This is a genomic window from Mesorhizobium sp. M0862, from assembly GCF_040319795.1.
Taxonomy (GTDB): Bacteria; Pseudomonadota; Alphaproteobacteria; order Rhizobiales; family Rhizobiaceae; genus Mesorhizobium.
Genome location: NZ_JAMYOJ010000004.1, coordinates 292,312 through 307,565, shown reverse-complemented (window position 1 = coordinate 307,565; position 15,254 = coordinate 292,312). Strand labels below are relative to the sequence as shown.

At 64.6% G+C, this 15,254-nt stretch carries 14 protein-coding genes; 11 read left to right on the top strand and 3 right to left on the bottom strand.

The window, feature by feature from the left end; genetic code table 11:
* Positions 1 to 6 precede the first annotated feature (6 nt).
* The 9 genes from pcaQ to NKI15_RS08505 all read left to right on the top strand — a co-directional run bounded on the left by pcaQ (position 7) and on the right by NKI15_RS08505 (position 9,555).
* Positions 7 to 924, top strand: coding sequence for a pca operon transcription factor PcaQ (gene pcaQ / locus NKI15_RS08545; RefSeq protein ID WP_023685275.1), 918 nt, complete (start codon positions 7 to 9; stop codon positions 922 to 924).
* Between the two features lie 276 nt (positions 925 to 1,200).
* The gene (locus NKI15_RS08540; protein ID WP_023739488.1) at positions 1,201 to 2,499 is read left to right on the top strand and encodes an ABC transporter substrate-binding protein; all 1,299 of its coding nucleotides are present in this window, start codon (positions 1,201 to 1,203) and stop codon (positions 2,497 to 2,499) included.
* 89 nt (positions 2,500 to 2,588) lie between these two features.
* Positions 2,589 to 3,263, top strand: a complete 675-nt coding sequence (locus NKI15_RS08535; protein WP_502898679.1) for an ABC transporter ATP-binding protein — start codon at positions 2,589 to 2,591, stop codon at positions 3,261 to 3,263.
* Positions 3,260 to 3,988 carry an ABC transporter ATP-binding protein gene (locus NKI15_RS08530; RefSeq protein WP_352515226.1) on the top strand — a complete coding sequence of 243 codons (729 nt, stop codon included), beginning with the start codon at positions 3,260 to 3,262 and terminating at the stop codon, positions 3,986 to 3,988. The genes NKI15_RS08535 and NKI15_RS08530 overlap by 4 nt, the downstream gene beginning before the upstream one ends.
* Positions 3,985 to 4,881 (top strand): branched-chain amino acid ABC transporter permease, encoded by an 897-nt coding sequence (locus NKI15_RS08525; protein WP_023729446.1) that lies wholly within the window; start codon positions 3,985 to 3,987, stop codon positions 4,879 to 4,881. Before NKI15_RS08530 ends, NKI15_RS08525 begins: the two co-directional genes overlap by 4 nt.
* The gene (locus NKI15_RS08520) at positions 4,878 to 5,942 is read left to right on the top strand and encodes a branched-chain amino acid ABC transporter permease (protein ID WP_352886000.1); all 1,065 of its coding nucleotides are present in this window, start codon (positions 4,878 to 4,880) and stop codon (positions 5,940 to 5,942) included. Before NKI15_RS08525 ends, NKI15_RS08520 begins: the two co-directional genes overlap by 4 nt.
* A gap of 2 nt (positions 5,943 to 5,944) precedes the next feature.
* On the top strand, positions 5,945 to 6,730 hold the full coding sequence (locus tag NKI15_RS08515; RefSeq protein ID WP_023739490.1) for a coniferyl-alcohol dehydrogenase: 786 nt from the start codon (positions 5,945 to 5,947) through the stop codon (positions 6,728 to 6,730).
* 94 nt (positions 6,731 to 6,824) lie between these two features.
* On the top strand, positions 6,825 to 8,270 hold the full coding sequence (locus NKI15_RS08510) for an aldehyde dehydrogenase (protein ID WP_023739491.1): 1,446 nt from the start codon (positions 6,825 to 6,827) through the stop codon (positions 8,268 to 8,270).
* A gap of 253 nt (positions 8,271 to 8,523) precedes the next feature.
* Positions 8,524 to 9,555 carry a hydroxyacid dehydrogenase gene (locus tag NKI15_RS08505; protein ID WP_023739492.1) on the top strand — a complete coding sequence of 344 codons (1,032 nt, stop codon included), beginning with the start codon at positions 8,524 to 8,526 and terminating at the stop codon, positions 9,553 to 9,555.
* A gap of 164 nt (positions 9,556 to 9,719) precedes the next feature.
* Here NKI15_RS08505 and msuE read toward each other — a convergent pair whose 3' ends face one another.
* Positions 9,720 to 10,280, bottom strand: coding sequence for an FMN reductase (msuE, locus tag NKI15_RS08500; RefSeq protein ID WP_023739493.1), 561 nt, complete (start codon positions 10,278 to 10,280; stop codon positions 9,720 to 9,722).
* Positions 10,281 to 10,405: 125 nt separating this feature from the next.
* Positions 10,406 to 11,062, bottom strand: a complete 657-nt coding sequence (locus NKI15_RS08495) for a glutathione S-transferase family protein (RefSeq protein ID WP_023752109.1) — start codon at positions 11,060 to 11,062, stop codon at positions 10,406 to 10,408.
* A gap of 147 nt (positions 11,063 to 11,209) precedes the next feature.
* On the opposite strand from NKI15_RS08495, the gene NKI15_RS08490 reads away from it, so the two are divergent.
* Both NKI15_RS08490 and NKI15_RS08485 read left to right on the top strand, forming a co-directional pair.
* Positions 11,210 to 12,097, top strand: a complete 888-nt coding sequence (locus tag NKI15_RS08490) for an AraC family transcriptional regulator (protein WP_023739495.1) — start codon at positions 11,210 to 11,212, stop codon at positions 12,095 to 12,097.
* 107 nt (positions 12,098 to 12,204) lie between these two features.
* Entirely contained in the window at positions 12,205 to 13,851 is a 1,647-nt protein-coding gene (locus tag NKI15_RS08485) for an acetolactate synthase large subunit (RefSeq protein ID WP_023752111.1), read from the top strand.
* Positions 13,852 to 13,880: 29 nt separating this feature from the next.
* Here the strand turns inward: NKI15_RS08485 and NKI15_RS08480 are convergent, their stop codons facing one another.
* Positions 13,881 to 15,251 carry an alpha-glucosidase/alpha-galactosidase gene (locus NKI15_RS08480; RefSeq protein ID WP_023702138.1) on the bottom strand — a complete coding sequence of 457 codons (1,371 nt, stop codon included), beginning with the start codon at positions 15,249 to 15,251 and terminating at the stop codon, positions 13,881 to 13,883.
* Positions 15,252 to 15,254 lie beyond the last annotated feature (3 nt).

Here is a 15,254-nt window from a genome sequence, read left to right as displayed (position 1 = left end):
GAGAACATGTCCGAAAGCCGCATAAGGTTCCGTCACCTGCAGGCATTCCTTGAGGTAGCGCGGCAAGGCAGCGTGGCGAGGGCGGCCGACTTTCTCCATGTCAGCCCACCGGCCGTGACCAAGACGTTGCGCGAATTGGAGGAGGCGCTTGGCATCGCTGTCGTCGAACGCGACGGCCGCGGCATCAGGGTGACGCGGCTTGGCGAAATCTTTCTCGGCCATGCCGGCACGGCGATCACGGCACTGAAGCGCGGCGTCGATTCCGTCCGCCAGGACGGCGCCATCAACCGGCATCCGATCCGCATCGGCGCGCTCCCGACAGTGTCGGCCAAGGTGATGCCACGCGCCATAAGCCTGTTCCTGAGTGAAAATACCGGTGCTGCGATCAAGATAGTCACCGGCGAGAACGCGGTCCTGCTGGAACAGTTGCGCGTCGGTGCGCTCGATCTCGTCGTCGGCCGGCTTGCGGCGCCGGAAAACATGACCGGCTTCTTCTTCGAGCATCTCTATTCCGAACCGGTGCTGTTCGTGGTGAGGGCCGGCCATCCGCTGCTGCAGCCGGGCCAGGACATCTTCGCCCGGCTCGATGAATTCCCGGTGCTGATGCCGACGCGGGAGTCGGTCATCCGCCCGTTCGTCGACCGCCTGTTCATCACCAACGGCATGACGGCGCCTGCGACCGAGATCGAGACCGTCTCGGATTCCTTCGGCCGTGCCTTCCTGCGCCAAAGCAATGCGGTCTGGATCATATCGACAGGCGTCGTCGCCAACGAACTCTCCAGCGGCGCCTTCGTCGCCTTGCCCGTCAACACCGAGGAAACCAAAGGGCCGGTCGGCCTGACGATGCGGACCGACACTGCGCCTTCGCCGGCCTTCACCATCCTGCTGCAGACAATTCGCGAGGCGGCCAGCCAGAACGCCTGAGCACCTTTCGCCAATCTGGCGCAGAGCGGGCCTTCAGCCGTATTTCCATAACCTGTTGGTTAACGAAACACCGCAAAATATCATTTTACCAAACCAAACACCTAGGGCACTGTGACGATGGGAGGATCGAAATCGTGCCGTTATCGGCATTGGCGGCGTTCCGCTGCCGCCTCAAGGCCTGCCGGGGCGATCTCCGATCTTAAGAACGGGCGGCATCGATTTTGAGCAGGCCGGCGGTGACCTCCAGGTGCCGTCAGGAAAGGGAGGAATACCAGCATGACCTCAAGCAAATCCGGCGTCTCGCGGCGCCAGTTCATCGCCACATCGCTCGCCGGCGGCGCGGCACTTGCGCTCAGCCGCGGCCAGGCATTCGCGCAGGCCGCCGACACGCTGAAGGTCGGCTTTGTCAGCCCGCGCACCGGGCCGCTCGCCGGCTTCGGCCAGACCGACGGCTATGTGCTCGATCTCGCCCGCAAGGCGCTCGCCAACGGCCTCGACATCGGCGGCAAGAAATACAGTGTCGAGATCATCGACCAGGACACGCAATCCGACCCGTCGCGCGCCGGCCAGCTCGCCAAGGACCTCATCAACAACCAGGCCGTCGACCTGATGCTGGCGGTGTCGACGCCGGAGGTGATCAACCCGGTCGCCGACGCCTGCGAAGCCGCCGGCGTGCCTTGCCTCTCCACCGTTATGCCGTGGGAGGCCTGGTATTTCGGCCGCGGCGCCAAGCCCGGCGAACCCTCGCCGTTCAAATGGACCTATCATTTCGGCTTCGGCGTCGACGAGTTCTTCCGGACCTACATCTCGCAATGGAACCTGATCGAGACCAACAAGAAGGTCGGCGTCATGTATCCCAACGACGCCGACGGCAATGCCATCCGCACCCATCTGGCGCCGTTGCTGGCGAAGCAGGGTTTCACCATCGTCGATCCCGGCGCCTACGAGACCGGCACCACCGACTATTCCTCGCAGATCGCTCTGTTCAAGCAGGAAGGCGTCGAGATCTTCAACTCCTTCCCGATCCCGCCGGACTTCGCCGCCTTCTGGCGCCAGGCCGCGCAGCAAGGCCTGATCAAGCAGATCAAGATCTGCCAGGTCGCCAAGACCGGGCTGTTCCCGTCCGACATCGAGGCGCTCGGCGATCTCGGCAACAAGATTTCGAGCGCCGCTTACTGGCACAAGGCCTTCCCCTACAAGTCGCCGCTGACCGGCGTTTCGGGGACCGAACTGGCCGACGGTTATGAGGCCGCCAGCGGCAAGCAATGGACGCAGCAGCTCGGCGCCTCGATGTCGCTGCTCGACGCCGGCTTCGAGGCCCTGAAGGCAAGCACCGACGCCAAGGACAAGGCGGCCGTCGCCAAGGCGCTGAGCACGCTCAACACCGAGACCATGATCGGCAAGGTCGACTTCACCAGCGGCCCGGTCGCCAATGTCTCTCCCGGCCCGATCATCGGCACCCAATGGGTGGCGGCCAAGGAAGGCGGCAAATTCCCGCTCGACTACGTCGTGACCGAGAACGCCACCGACCCGAAGGTTCCGGTCGAGGCCAAGCTCCAGCCGTATAACGGCTGACGGACGGCTACGGGGGTCGCATCGTGAACGGTTCAGCAAACGCCGCGATCCTCCGCGCTGCCGGCATCCAGAAACGCTTCGGCGCGCTGGTGGTGCTCGACGGTGTCGACTTCGCCATGAATGCCGCTGAGGCCGTCGGCATCGTCGGCCCGAACGGCGCCGGCAAGACGACGCTGCTCAGCATCTTGTCAGGCGCCTTCCCGCCGAGCGCCGGCACGGTCGCCTTCAAGGGCGGCGACGTGACGGCGCTGCCGGCCACGGCGCGCTGTCGTCTCGGCCTGGTGCGCACGCACCAGGTGCCGAAACCGTTCAGCGGCATGACCACGTTCGAAAACGTCTTCGTCGCCGCGTCGCATGGGGCGGGTCTCGCCCGCGACGAGGCCTATGAAGCGGCGTTGGCGTCGCTGAAACTGTGCGGCATGCTGGGCGTCGCCAACCGACGCGCCGAGACACTCGGCCTGCTCGACCGCAAGCGGCTGGAACTGGCCCGCGCGCTTGCCGCAAGGCCGACCCTGCTTCTGCTCGACGAGATCGGCGGCGGACTGACCGATGGCGAGGCGAGCGAACTCGTCGATACCATCAAGGAATTGCGCCGCCGCAAGATCGGCATCGTCTGGATCGAGCACATCGTCCACATCCTGCTGCAGGTGGCCGAGCGGCTGATCTGCATGGATGCCGGAAAGATCATTGCCGATGGCGAGCCGCAAGCCGTGATGGCCGATCCCGAAGTCGTGCGCGCCTATCTCGGTGGAGGCCCGAAATGAGCCTGCTCGCAATCGAGAATCTGGTCGTCCGCCACGGCCTGTTGCAGGCGGTGCGCGGTGTGAGCTTTACGATCGAGCGCCGCGAAACGCTGGCGCTGGTCGGCGCCAACGGCGCCGGCAAGACGACGCTGCTGCGGGCAATCGCCGGCGCGCATCAGCCGACTGCCGGCCGTGTGCTGCTGGACAGCACCGACATCACCGGCGTGCCGTCGCACAAGCGCGTCGGCATGGGTGTGGCGCTGGTGCCGGAAGGACGAAAGCTGTTCGTGCAGATGACGGTCGAGGAGAACCTTCTGCTCGGCAAGACCGCCGGCCGGCCCGGCGACTGGAGCGTGGAAAGGGTGCTCGACACGTTCCCCAATCTGAAGCCGCGCCGCCACGCCAAGACCGGGCATCTCTCCGGTGGCGAGCAGCAGGCCACCGCCATCGGCCGCGCGTTGATGAGCAATCCGGAGCTGCTGCTGCTCGACGAGGTCTCGCTCGGCCTGTCGCCGCTGGTGGTCGATCGCGTCTACGCTTCGCTGCAAGGGCTGATCAGCTCCGGCACGACGATCATCCTGGTCGAACAGGACCTCAATCGCGCGCTCTCGGTCTCGGACAAGGTCATCTGCATGCTCGAAGGACGCGTCGCGCTGGAAGGCCCGAGCAAGGGCATGTCCCGCGATGAAGTGACGAAAGCCTATTTCGGCCTGCACAGAAAAAGCGCCGGGAGTGTGCCGGCATGAGCAACCAGATCGTCCAGGGCATCCTGCTCGGCGGCTACTACGCGCTGATCGCCTGCGGCCTCTCCTTCATGTTTTCGGTGATGCGCATCATCAACCTCGCGCATGGCAGCCTGGCCGTGTTTTCCGCCTACGCGCTGTGGTGGCTCGCCTCGCAATTCCATATCTCGCCCTTCGTCGGCCTGCTCATCGTGCTGCCGCTGATGGCGGCCATCGGCTGGGCGCTGCAGCGCTTCCTGCTCGAGCGCAGCGCCCGCGGAGGCGCGCTGCTGCCGATCCTGACCACGTTCGGCCTCGCCATCGTCATCGACAATGCGCTGTTCGAGCAGTTCGGCGCCGACACACGTTCGCTGGCGCCCTATATCGGCAGCCTCTCCTACGATTCCTGGGAATGGCCGGGCAGCATCTATGTCGGCAAGCTTGCCGTGATCATGTTCGCCGCCGCCGTCATATTGCTTGGCGGACTGCAGCTGTTCCTTACCAACACCAGGCTTGGCCGCTCGATCCGCGCCACGTCGGAAGATCCCGACACGGCCGGTCTCGTCGGCGTCGATGCGCGCCGCGCCAACGCCCTCGCCGCCGCCATCGCCATGGTCACGGTCGGTCTTGCCGGTGCCTTCCTCGGCATGCGCGCCACCTTCGATCCCTATACCGGCGCACCTCAATTGCTGTTCGCTTTCGAGGCGGCGGTGATCGGCGGCGCCGGTTCGCTATGGGGCACGCTGGTCGGCGGCATCGTTCTGGCGCTCGCCCAGACGCTCGGCGCGCAGATCCATCCGCAAGGTTTTCTGATCGGCGGCCATGTCGCCTTCCTGATCGTGCTGTTCATCCGGCTCTCCACCTCCGGCCTCGGCCTGCGCGGCCTGCTGCGCCTGCCCGCGAGGAAAGCATCATGAGCGCGGTTTTAAACGCCCCCGTTATCGAGCGCGGCACCTCCGCCTCGCGCATCTCGGCGATTGCGGTCGTCGTCATCATCGCGCTACTTGGCGTCGCGCCGCATTTCCTTTCGGCCGGCGCCGTCGACCGCGTGACCGCCTTGTTCATCTATGTGATCCTGGCGGCGATGTGGAACGCGCTGGCCGGCTTCGGCGGGCTGGTTTCGGTGGGACAGCAAGTGTTCTTCGGCCTCGGCGCCTATTTCACCATCCGCCTGGCCGATGCCGGCCTCAACCCGTTCGCTTCGCTGTTCGTCTCCGCGATCATTGTCGGCGCGATCTCCTGGCCGATGTCGCTGTTCATGCTGCGGCTCAGGAACGGCGAGTTCGCCATCGGCATGTGGGTGATCGCGGCGCTCACCCATCTCCTGGTCAATCTCGACCGGCTGGTGCAAGGCGAGACCGGGACGTCGCTGATCTCGCTCAACGTCTATGACGCCGGCGTCAGGCGGGCGACGATCTACTGGCTGGCGTTGGCCGCGATGACGGCGCTGCTCGCCACCCTGTTTAGCCTGCTGCGTGGCAGCACAGGTGCGGCCATCCGCGCCATCAGGGACAATGAGGAGGCCGCGGCATCGGTCGGCGTGCGCGTCACCGGAACCAAGCGGCTGCTCTTCGTGCTCGCCGCCTTCGGCATCGGCATGGCCGGCGCGCTGTGGTTGGCCACGTCGATCACCTTCCAGCCGAAAACCTACTTCAACGTCCAGTGGACCGCCTACATGATCTTCATGGTGCTGGTCGGCGGCATCGGCACCTTCGAGGGCGCCATTCTGGGTGCGCTGCTGTTCTTCCTCATCGAGACCTGGTTCGGCGGCACCGGCGTCTGGTATCTGATCGGCCTTGGCGCCACGGCGGTGCTGTTCTCGCTCTTCCTGCCGCGCGGCCTGTGGGGAACGCTGGAGGAGCGCTTTGGCCTGCGCCTGCTGCCGGTCGGCTACCGTGTCAGGCTCCCGCCAAACGCCGCAGATGGCGACGCCACGCCTTCGCCGCAACAGACCGCAACACATACTGAAAAGGCGTGACCATGCTGTTCGGCAAGACCATCCTCATCACCGGTGTCGCGTCCGGTATCGGCGCCCGCACCGCGGAACTTGCCGGCCAACTGGGCGCTGACGTGATCGGCGTCGACGTGCGTGAACCTGCCGCACCGGTCGGCTTCTTCGTCAAGGCCGACATCTCGTTCAAGGCCGGCGTCGTCGATCTCATCGGGCGCCTGCCGGAGCGCATCGATGCGCTCTGCAATGTCGCCGGCCTCCCCGGCAACACCGGTGCGGTGTCGACACTGACCGTCAACTTCTACGGCCTGCGCGCGCTCTCGGAAGGCCTCGCACCAAGACTTCGTGAAGGCGGCGCCGTGGTCAACGTCGCCTCGATCGCCGGCTATGGCTGGCGCGCCAATCTCAACCGCGCGGCATCGATGATCGGCATCGAAGGCTTTCCCGATGTGGCGGAGGTGGTCGCCGACCATCAGGTGAAGAACGAGGAAGGCTATTCCGTTTCCAAGGAACTGCTGCTGTTGTGGACGCAGCGCGCCGCACATCAGGACCTGTTCAGGAGCCGCGGCATCCGCGTCAATGCAGTGAGCCCCGGCCCGGTCGAGACGCCGATCCTCAAACAGTTCCGCAATGTGCTGGGTGACGCCCGCGTCGACAGCGACATCGCCAGGGTCGGGCGCGCCGGAACCTCGGGCGACATCGCGCCTGTCGTGCTGTTCCTGTGCTCGGACGGCGCACGCTGGGTCAACGGCGCCAATGTGCCGGTTGACGGTGGGCTTGAAGCATCGATCAATGCCGAGGTGCTCGGCTTCTAGACCATGATCCCGAAAAGTGGGAGCCGGTGTTCGGATCAGATCGTGGTCGATAATAGATAGAAAAGACGCTCGACGGCGAGCGAGGGAGAGAACAATGGACATCGGACTTCTGATCGACGGCGACAAAAGGGATGCGTCAGGCTCCGCCTCTTACGAGCGCATGGACCCGTTCACCGGCAAGCTGGCCACCCGCGCTGCCGCAGCCAGCATCGCCGACGCCAATGCCGCGGTGGAAGCCGCGGCCCTCGCCTTCAAGAGCTGGTCGAAGACCGGACCGGGCGAGCGCCGCGCTTTTCTGTCCAAGGCGGCCGATGTCATGGACTCCAAGGTCGGCGAATTCACCAGATTGATGATGGAAGAAACCGGCGCCACCGGCCCCTGGGCCGGCTTCAACGTCATGCTCGCCGCCAAAATGCTGCGCGAGGCAGCCGCCATGACGACGCAGATTTCGGGCGAGGTCATTCCCTCCGACAAGCCCGGCACGCTGGCCATGGCGATCCGCCAGCCGGCCGGCGTCTGCCTCGGCATCGCGCCGTGGAATGCACCGGTCATCCTCGGAACCCGTGCCATCGCCATGCCGATCGCCTGCGGCAACACGGTTGTGCTGAAAGCTTCGGAAATGTGCCCAGGCACACACCGGCTGATCGGCCAGGTGCTGGTCGAGGCCGGCCTGCCCAAGGGCGTCATCAATGTCGTCACCAATGACCCCAAGGACGCAGCGGCAATCGTCGAGGCACTGGTCGCGCACCCTGCAGTCAGGCGTGTCAACTTCACCGGCTCGACCAAGGTCGGCAGAATCATTGCCGAACTCGCCGGCCGTCACTTGAAGCCGGCGCTGCTCGAACTCGGCGGCAAGGCGCCGCTGGTCGTGCTCGACGATGCCGACATCGATGCGGCGGTCAATGCGGCGACCTTCGGCGCCTACATGCATCAGGGCCAGATCTGCATGTCGACCGAGCGTCTGGTCGTCGATGAAAAGGTCGCCGACGAGTTCGTCGCCAAGCTCGCCGCCCGCGCGGCGCAGCTGCCTGCCGGTGACCCGCGCGGCCATGTCGTGCTCGGTTCGCTGATCAGCAGCCAGGCCGCCGACAAGATGGAAGAACTGGTTGCCGACGCCGTCGCCAAGGGCGCCAGGCTTGTGGCCGGCGGCAAGCGCACCGGAACCGTGGTCGAGGCGACATTGCTCGACCACGTGACGCCGGCGATGCGCGTCTATTCGGAAGAATCCTTCGGCCCGGTCAAGCCGGTGATCCGCGTCAAGGGCGAGGACGAAGCGGTATGTGTCGCCAACGATACCGAATACGGCCTGTCCTCGGCCGTGTTCAGCCGCGACATCCGCCGTGCCATGGCGGTTGCCGCGCGCATCGAAGCCGGTATCTGCCACATCAACGGCCCGACCGTCGGCGACGAGGCGCAAATGCCGTTCGGCGGCGTCAAGGGTTCAGGCTACGGCCGCTTCGGCGGCAAGGCCTCGATCGCCGAGTTCACCGACCTGCGCTGGCTGACGATCGAGGATCCGGGGCAGCACTATCCGTTTTGACTGCACCTTCTCTCACAGGGGGAGAAGGAAAGGAGCCCTCAGGGCCGTTGCCTGGCGAGCCAACGGATTCCCGCATCAAAACCCGGCAAGGCTCGAGCCGCGCGATCGGCGGCCCCTCCCGGAGTTGTAAATCGTTTGATGGTGGGTATTTTACCCCTCAAGCACATGCCGCCGGAAAGCGGCAAGTGGTTTTGGGACTACCACAAGTGCAAAGCAAAATACGCGATGCGGATCGCGCCGGGGAGGAATCGTCATGCCAAACAAGGCCTTGCCGCTGGTCATCAGCGCGCCGGAACCACGCACGCTCGACCTGATCTTCACCCCACCGCAGCTGGCGCGCCTCAAGGCGCATTACCGCGTCGTCGAGACGACGGCCGAGGGCGTGGCGAACTTGCCCGCCGACGTGCTGGCCGAAGCCCGCTATATTATCGGCCAGCCGCCGATCTCGCCCGAGACTTTGGACCAGATGCAGGCGCTGCGTTGCGTCTTCAATGTCGAGACCAACCTCATCAACAACATGCCCTATGAGACGCTGTTTGTGCGCGGCATCCATGTCGTCACCACCGGCCTCGTCTTCGCCGAGCCGGTGGCCGAGCTTGGCCTCGCCATGGCGCTCAACCTCGCCCGCAACATCGTCGATGCTGACCTCGCCTTCCGCAAAGGCGAGGAGCTGTGGGGCGGTGACGGCAATTTGACGGCGCGGCTTCTGTCCGGCGCCGATGTCGGCATCATCGGCTTCGGCGATCTCGGCCGTGCGCTGAACCGGCTGCTGTCGGGTTTTCGCACCCGCACCAAGGTCTTCGACCCTTGGCTGCCGCCGTCGATCCTGATCGACAATGGGGTCAAGCCGGCCTCGCTGGACGAGGTGCTGACATCAAGCGATTTCGTCTTCGTCGTCGCTTCGGTGACCTCGGAGAACCAGGGTTTCCTCGGCGCTGAGGCCTTTGCAAGTATGCGCAAGGGCGCCGCCTTCATCCTGCTCAGCCGCGCCGGCGTCGTCGACTTCCCTGCCCTGATGGCGGCGGTGAAAAGCGGCCACATCGTCGCCGCCAGCGATGTCTTCCCAGAAGAACCGCTAGCGCAGGACCATCCGGTCCGCACGATCCCCGGCTTCCTGCGCTCCGCCCACCGCGCCGGTGCGCTCGACATCGCCTTCAAGCGCATGGGCGACATGGTGCTGGAGGACATGGACCTGATCGACCGCGGCCTGCCGCCTCTGCGCTCCAAGCGCGCCGAGCGCGAGACGGTGTCAAGGATGCGTTCGAAGCCGGCGGACAGGAACTAGTTGTCGCGAGAAATCCGCCTGAGATGGATTTCGCAGTTGGCCAAAACCCCTTTGTCATCGCCGCTCAGGATGACCGGGAACCTTCCGGCATTGGCGTTTTTCAGCCGGATCGCTCCCATTTTATTCACTCCGAGCAAAGCCGGAGGCGGCCCGCTCGCCTCGCTCTATCCGGCAGCAACGCCGGCTGCCGAGCGATTGGCCAGCACCAGCCCGACCTCGCCGACAACCTGATCGACGCGCTTCAGGATGGGTTCGGCCCGCAGCACGCCGTCGGAAAAGTCCTTGTCCGTGGCATAGACCCCTGTCGGCAGCGTCAGCGCCTCGAAGAAGCCGAACAACGGCCGCAACTGGTGCTCGACGATCAACGCGTGGCGATCGTTGCCGCCGGTGGCAAGCAGCACCACCGGCTTGCCGCGCAAGGAAGCGGGATCGAAGAGGTCGAAGAAGTGCTTGAACAGGCCGGTGTAGCTGCCCTTGTAGGTCGGTGACCCCACCACCAGCACATCGGCATTGACGACGCTGTCGAAGACTGCCCGGGACTGGCCGTCGAGATCGCGCGCCCATTTGGCAGCGCCGAGCGACGGGCCGAGGTCTTCGATGTCATAGGTGCTCGCCGACAGGCCATGCTGGCGCGCAATATCCCTGACAACCTGGTCGACAAAACCACGCGTCTTGGACGGCCTGGTGAAATTGCCGGAAAACCCGACGACGGTTGGATTGGGCATGTTTCTCTCACCTCTCGCGGCGGGGTTTCATACCGCATATTTACAGGCTTGCGCCTGCCGCAAGAAGCAAATGACTGACCTTGCAGCACCATAGTGAGGAATTTTTTTCCGTTTGCCCGCTCGTCTCAGGCGGCGAGAAGCGGGCCATAGGATTCCAGGTAGAAGCCGGGCGACCTGGCGCAGGTCCGCACCGCCTCCCTGGCGGCAACCGTTTCCTGCCACCGCAGCAGGCGCTCGCATTCGGTCGGCATGACGAAGCCCAGATATTTCTCAAGCACGCACAGCTGTTCGAACCAGGGATAGAAGGCGATGTCGGCGGCGCTGAATTCCGAGCCCAGCAAAAACCGTTCGTCCGCCCCTCGCAGGGCGAAGGCATGCTGTTCCACAAAGCGCAGATCGTCGGCAAGCTGGGCCTTGATCCGCTTATGAACCATAGCGTCGGAACTGTGCATCATGGTTGCCGTCCGGGCGTAAAGCTGCGTGTCGGCGAAGCTGATCCAGATGCGCGCCTCAGCGCGGGCCTGAGCATCCCTGGGGAAAATCGGCCGTTCGGGGAATGCATCATCGAGATATTCGCAGATGATCGACGACTCCCTGACATATTGCCCCTGATGGCGCAGCAGCGGCACCTTTCCCGTCGGCGTGAGTTTCAGGAACCACGCCGGCTTGTTGCGCAGATCGATTTCGATTTCCGTCGCCTGCAGGCCTTTCTCGGCAAGGGCGAGCCTGACACGGTGCGCATAGGGACAAAGCTGCGCGACAAAAAGCTCGATTGGCGGCATGAATAACTCCTGAGTTTCGTTATCGCCGACAAGCGGCCTGTCGGGCATAGCTAGGTCCAGTAAGGCCGGCGCGCTATTCGACAGCGTCTGGATTGATATATCGATCGTCTGTTTCTGGAGCGAAGCGTGGACCTCCTGGCTACCCTCATGCGCGAATTGCACTTCGCAGCCGCCGGGTACCGGCGCCTCGAACTGGCCGCGCCCTGGGCGATCTCGTTCAGCCAGGCTGGGCTTCGCGGCATTCACGTCGTCATCAAGGGGCGATGCGAGGCGGTGTTCGGTGAGGAAGATGTCGAGCCTCTCGATGCCGGCGACCTGATCATTGCACCGCGCGCCGATCCGCATGTGCTGCGGTCGCCCGGCGCGCTCAAAAGCGCGAACGTCCCCGCCGCCGAACTGGCGACCCAAACCGCAGCCGGGCGTATTCGCAGCGGCGGCGAAGGCGAAAAGACCGTCATCCTGTGCGGCGCCTTCGCCTTTCGCGACGCCGACCATCCGGCACTTGCCGGCCTGCCGCGCATCGTTCACATCCGGGGATCGAATGGCCGTCTGCCCAAATGGCTGCGTGGCTATGTCGAGGCCTTGCTGGTGGAAGCGACCGACGAAGGTCCCGGCAGCGACGTAGTCATGGCTCGCCTGTCTGGGGCCATCGTCACGCGCGCCTTGCGCTCCGGTCTGGAAAGCATGGACAATCCAGGTTGGCTGAGGGGATTGCAGGACCCCGCGATCGCCAGAGCGCTCGCGACCCTGCATGAAGCCTATGACCACGACTGGACGATCGAGACCCTGGCACGCGCGGTCGGGCTCTCCAGGGCAACCTTTGCCGCCCGCTTTCGCGATCTCGTCGGCGAAGCGCCCATGGCCTATCTCTTCGGCTGCCGCATGCGGCAGGCCAGCCGGCTGCTGCACGAGGGCAAGAGCCTGGGCCAAGTCGCCGAGGCGGTCGGCTACAGCTCGGAAGCCGCCTTCTCCACCGCCTTCAGCCGCCACGCCGGCGTCTCGCCCGGCCAATTCAGGAAACGGAAGGATCTGTAAGGCAGAGCGATATTGGCGGCGGCCGCGCCTCGCGCTAGGGCTTTGCCAGCACTATGTCTGATCATATCCCGACGCGGTTCGCCGCCGCTTTGCCCAGGAGATGCTTCGTGCCCAAAGGTTCTGACCTGCTTGTTGCCGCCCTCGAGAATGAGGGCGTCGATCGCATCTTCGGCATTCCCGGCGAAGAAAACCTGGACGTCGTCGAATCCATCCGCAAATCCTCGATCCAGCTCATCCTCACCCGTCATGAGCAGGCGGCGGCGTTCATGGCCGCCACCCATGGCAGGCTCACCGGCAAGCCAGGTGTGTGCATCACCACGCTGGGACCCGGCGCCCTGAACCTGACGACGGGTGCCGCCTATGCGCTGCTCGGCGCCATGCCGATGATCATGATCACCGGGCAGAAGGGCATCCGGTCGTCGCGCCAGGCCCGCTTCCAGATCGTCGACATCGTCGCCGCGATGAAGCCGCTGACCAAGCTGTCACGCCAGATCATCTCGGCGAAGACCATTCCCGCCGTGGTGCGCGAAGCGTTTCGGATTGCCGAAGAGGAGCGTCCGGGACCGGTGCATCTGGAACTGCCCGAAGACATCGCGGCCGAGGAGTGCGACGATGTCGCGCTGATCCCGCCGCATCCGGTCGAGCTTCCGCTGGCCAGCCCGCTTGCGCTCGACCGCGCCGCCGAGATGATCATCAAGGCGCAGCGTCCTCTGGCGATGCTGGGCGCCGCCGCATCGCGGCCGCGCTCGACGTCCGACCTCGCCCAGTTCGTGATCAGGACCGGCATTCCCTATTTCACCACGCAGATGGGCAAGGGCACGGTGCCCGGCGGCACCGAACTCTACATGGGCACCGCCGCGCTCTCCGAGCGCGACTATGTGCATGAGGCCATCGAACAGGCCGACCTCATCATCACTATCGGCCACGACACGATCGAGAAGCCGCCCTTCATTATGGGCGACAAGGGACCGAAGGTGATCCATGTCGGTTACCAGCCGGCCAATGTCGAGCAGGTCTATTTCCCGCAGACCGAAGTGGTCGGCGACATCGGCGCTTCGCTCAGGCTGCTTGCCGACCGCCTCGAGGGCAAGATCCCCAACGCGCAGGCGCTACTGCCGCTGCGCGAAGGGATTTTGAGCCGCATTGCCGCCCGCGCCACCGAAGACCGTTTCACGCCGCAGCGCTTGGTGCACGATGTGCGCGCTGTGATGCCGGCCGATGGCATCCTGGCGCTCGACAACGGCATGTACAAGATCTGGTTTGCGCGCAATTACCGCACGCGCGTCGCCAACACTTTGCTGCTCGACAACGCCCTGGCCACGATGGGCGCCGGCCTGCCCTCGGCGATGACGGCCGCGATGCTCTATCCCGGCCGCCGCGTCATGGCGATCTGCGGGGATGGCGGCTTCATGATGAACAGCCAGGAACTGGAAACCGCCGTCAGGCTGAAACTTAACCTCGTCGTGCTGATCATCGAGGACAATGCTTTCGGCATGATCCGCTGGAAGCAGGCGGTCGACCAGTTCCCCGATTTCGGCATGACCTTCGGCAATCCCGATTTCGTCAGATATGCCGAGGCCTATGGCGCCAAGGGAACCAGGGTCGGCGCCGTCTCAGAAATACAATCGACGCTTGAACAGGCTTTTGCCGGCGGTGGCGTCCATCTCGTCGTCGTTCCGATCGACTATTCGGAGAACGAGCGCGTGCTGGTCGAGGAACTGCGCCACCGGTTGCCGGCGCCACCGGAGGCCTGACGGTGGAGTAGATACCGCCGCAGCAGCGCTCAGGCGGCCCGGACCTTGGCGCTCCCACGCGCCCAGGTTGGCAGCCAGTCGCCATGTGTCGCCAGCAACTCATCGACCAGCGCCCAGATCTGGTCGAGATCGAGTTCGGCCGCCGTATGCGGGTCCATCATCGCCGCGTGGTAGATGTGCTCGCGGTTTTCGGTCATCAACGCCTGCACCGTCAGCTCCTGCACATTGATGTTGGTGCGTATCAACGCGGTGAGTTGCGGCGGCAGCTCGCCAATATAGGTCGGCTGGATGCCGGAGGCGTCCACTAGACACGGCACCTCGGCGGCGCAATTGTCCGGCAGCGAGGTGATGCAGCCATTGTTGCGGACATTGCCGTAGATCACCGAAGGCTCCCCGGTCCACACCGAGTTCATGATCGAGGACGCGTATTCCTTCGATTGCTCGACCTCGATGCGGTCGGCCGAGCGATAGGCCTCGGCCTGGCCCTTCCAGCGCTCGATCTGTTCGATGCAGCGCTTGGGATATTCGTCGAGCGGAATGCCGAACTTGTCGATCAGGTCGGGGCGGCCTTCCTTGATGAAATAGGGCGTGTATTCGGCGAAATGCTCGGAGCTTTCGGTGACGAAATAGCCGAGACGCGTCAGCATCTCGTAGCGCACCTTGTTGGGGCAGCGCGGGTTCCAGCCCGGCTTCGGCGCCCTGCCCTCGCGATAGGCGCGGACCAGGTCCGGATAGAGGTTGCGGTAAGAGCCATCCGGCTGCCGGTGCTCGAACTTCAGGTAGAAGGCCATGTGGTTGATGCCGGCCGAGCGGTAGCGTATCTCGTCGTAGGGAATGTCGAGATCGTGCGCCAGTTCCATCGCCGTGCCCTGCACCGAGTGGCAGAGGCCTACCTGTTTGATCTCAGGGTATTTCTCTGAGATCGCCCAGGTGTTGATCGCCATCGGGTTGACGTATTGCAGCATGATCGCGTCGGGGCAGACGGCCAGCATGTCCTCGCAGATCTTCCACAGATGCGGCACGGTCCGGAGGCCGCGCATGATGCCGCCGACGCCGAGCGTGTCGGCAATGGTCTGGCGCAGGCCGTATTTCTTCGGCACCTCGAAATCGGTGACGGTGCAGGGCTCAAAGCCGCCGATCTGGAAGGCGACGACCACGAAGTCGGCACCGGCGAGCGCCTTGCGCTGGTCGGAATAGGTCTCGGCCTTCGCCTTCACGCCCAGCGTCGCGATCAGCTTGTTGACGACGATGGCGCTCTCTTCCAGCCGCTGCGGATTGATGTCCATCAGCGCGATCGTCGCGCCTGACAGCGATGGGCGCTGCAGCACGTCGCCGACAATGTTCTTCATGAACACGGTCGAACCCGCGCCAATGAAGGTGATCCTGGGATGTCTTGCCACTAT

Excerpts from the sequence above, each read along its gene's own strand:
- pcaQ (WP_023685275.1), top strand. The coding sequence starts at position 7 with ATGTCCGAAAGCCGCATAAGGTTCCGTCACCTGCAGGCATTCCTTGAG.
- NKI15_RS08540 (WP_023739488.1), top strand. The coding sequence starts at position 1,201 with ATGACCTCAAGCAAATCCGGCGTCTCGCGGCGCCAGTTCATCGCCACA.
- NKI15_RS08530 (WP_352515226.1), top strand. The coding sequence starts at position 3,260 with ATGAGCCTGCTCGCAATCGAGAATCTGGTCGTCCGCCACGGCCTGTTG.
- NKI15_RS08525 (WP_023729446.1), top strand. The coding sequence starts at position 3,985 with ATGAGCAACCAGATCGTCCAGGGCATCCTGCTCGGCGGCTACTACGCG.
- NKI15_RS08520 (WP_352886000.1), top strand. The coding sequence starts at position 4,878 with ATGAGCGCGGTTTTAAACGCCCCCGTTATCGAGCGCGGCACCTCCGCC.
- NKI15_RS08515 (WP_023739490.1), top strand. The coding sequence starts at position 5,945 with ATGCTGTTCGGCAAGACCATCCTCATCACCGGTGTCGCGTCCGGTATC.
- NKI15_RS08510 (WP_023739491.1), top strand. The coding sequence starts at position 6,825 with ATGGACATCGGACTTCTGATCGACGGCGACAAAAGGGATGCGTCAGGC.
- NKI15_RS08505 (WP_023739492.1), top strand. The coding sequence starts at position 8,524 with ATGCCAAACAAGGCCTTGCCGCTGGTCATCAGCGCGCCGGAACCACGC.
- msuE (WP_023739493.1), bottom strand. The coding sequence starts at position 10,280 with ATGCCCAATCCAACCGTCGTCGGGTTTTCCGGCAATTTCACCAGGCCG.
- NKI15_RS08495 (WP_023752109.1), bottom strand. The coding sequence starts at position 11,062 with ATGCCGCCAATCGAGCTTTTTGTCGCGCAGCTTTGTCCCTATGCGCAC.
- NKI15_RS08490 (WP_023739495.1), top strand. The coding sequence starts at position 11,210 with ATGCGCGAATTGCACTTCGCAGCCGCCGGGTACCGGCGCCTCGAACTG.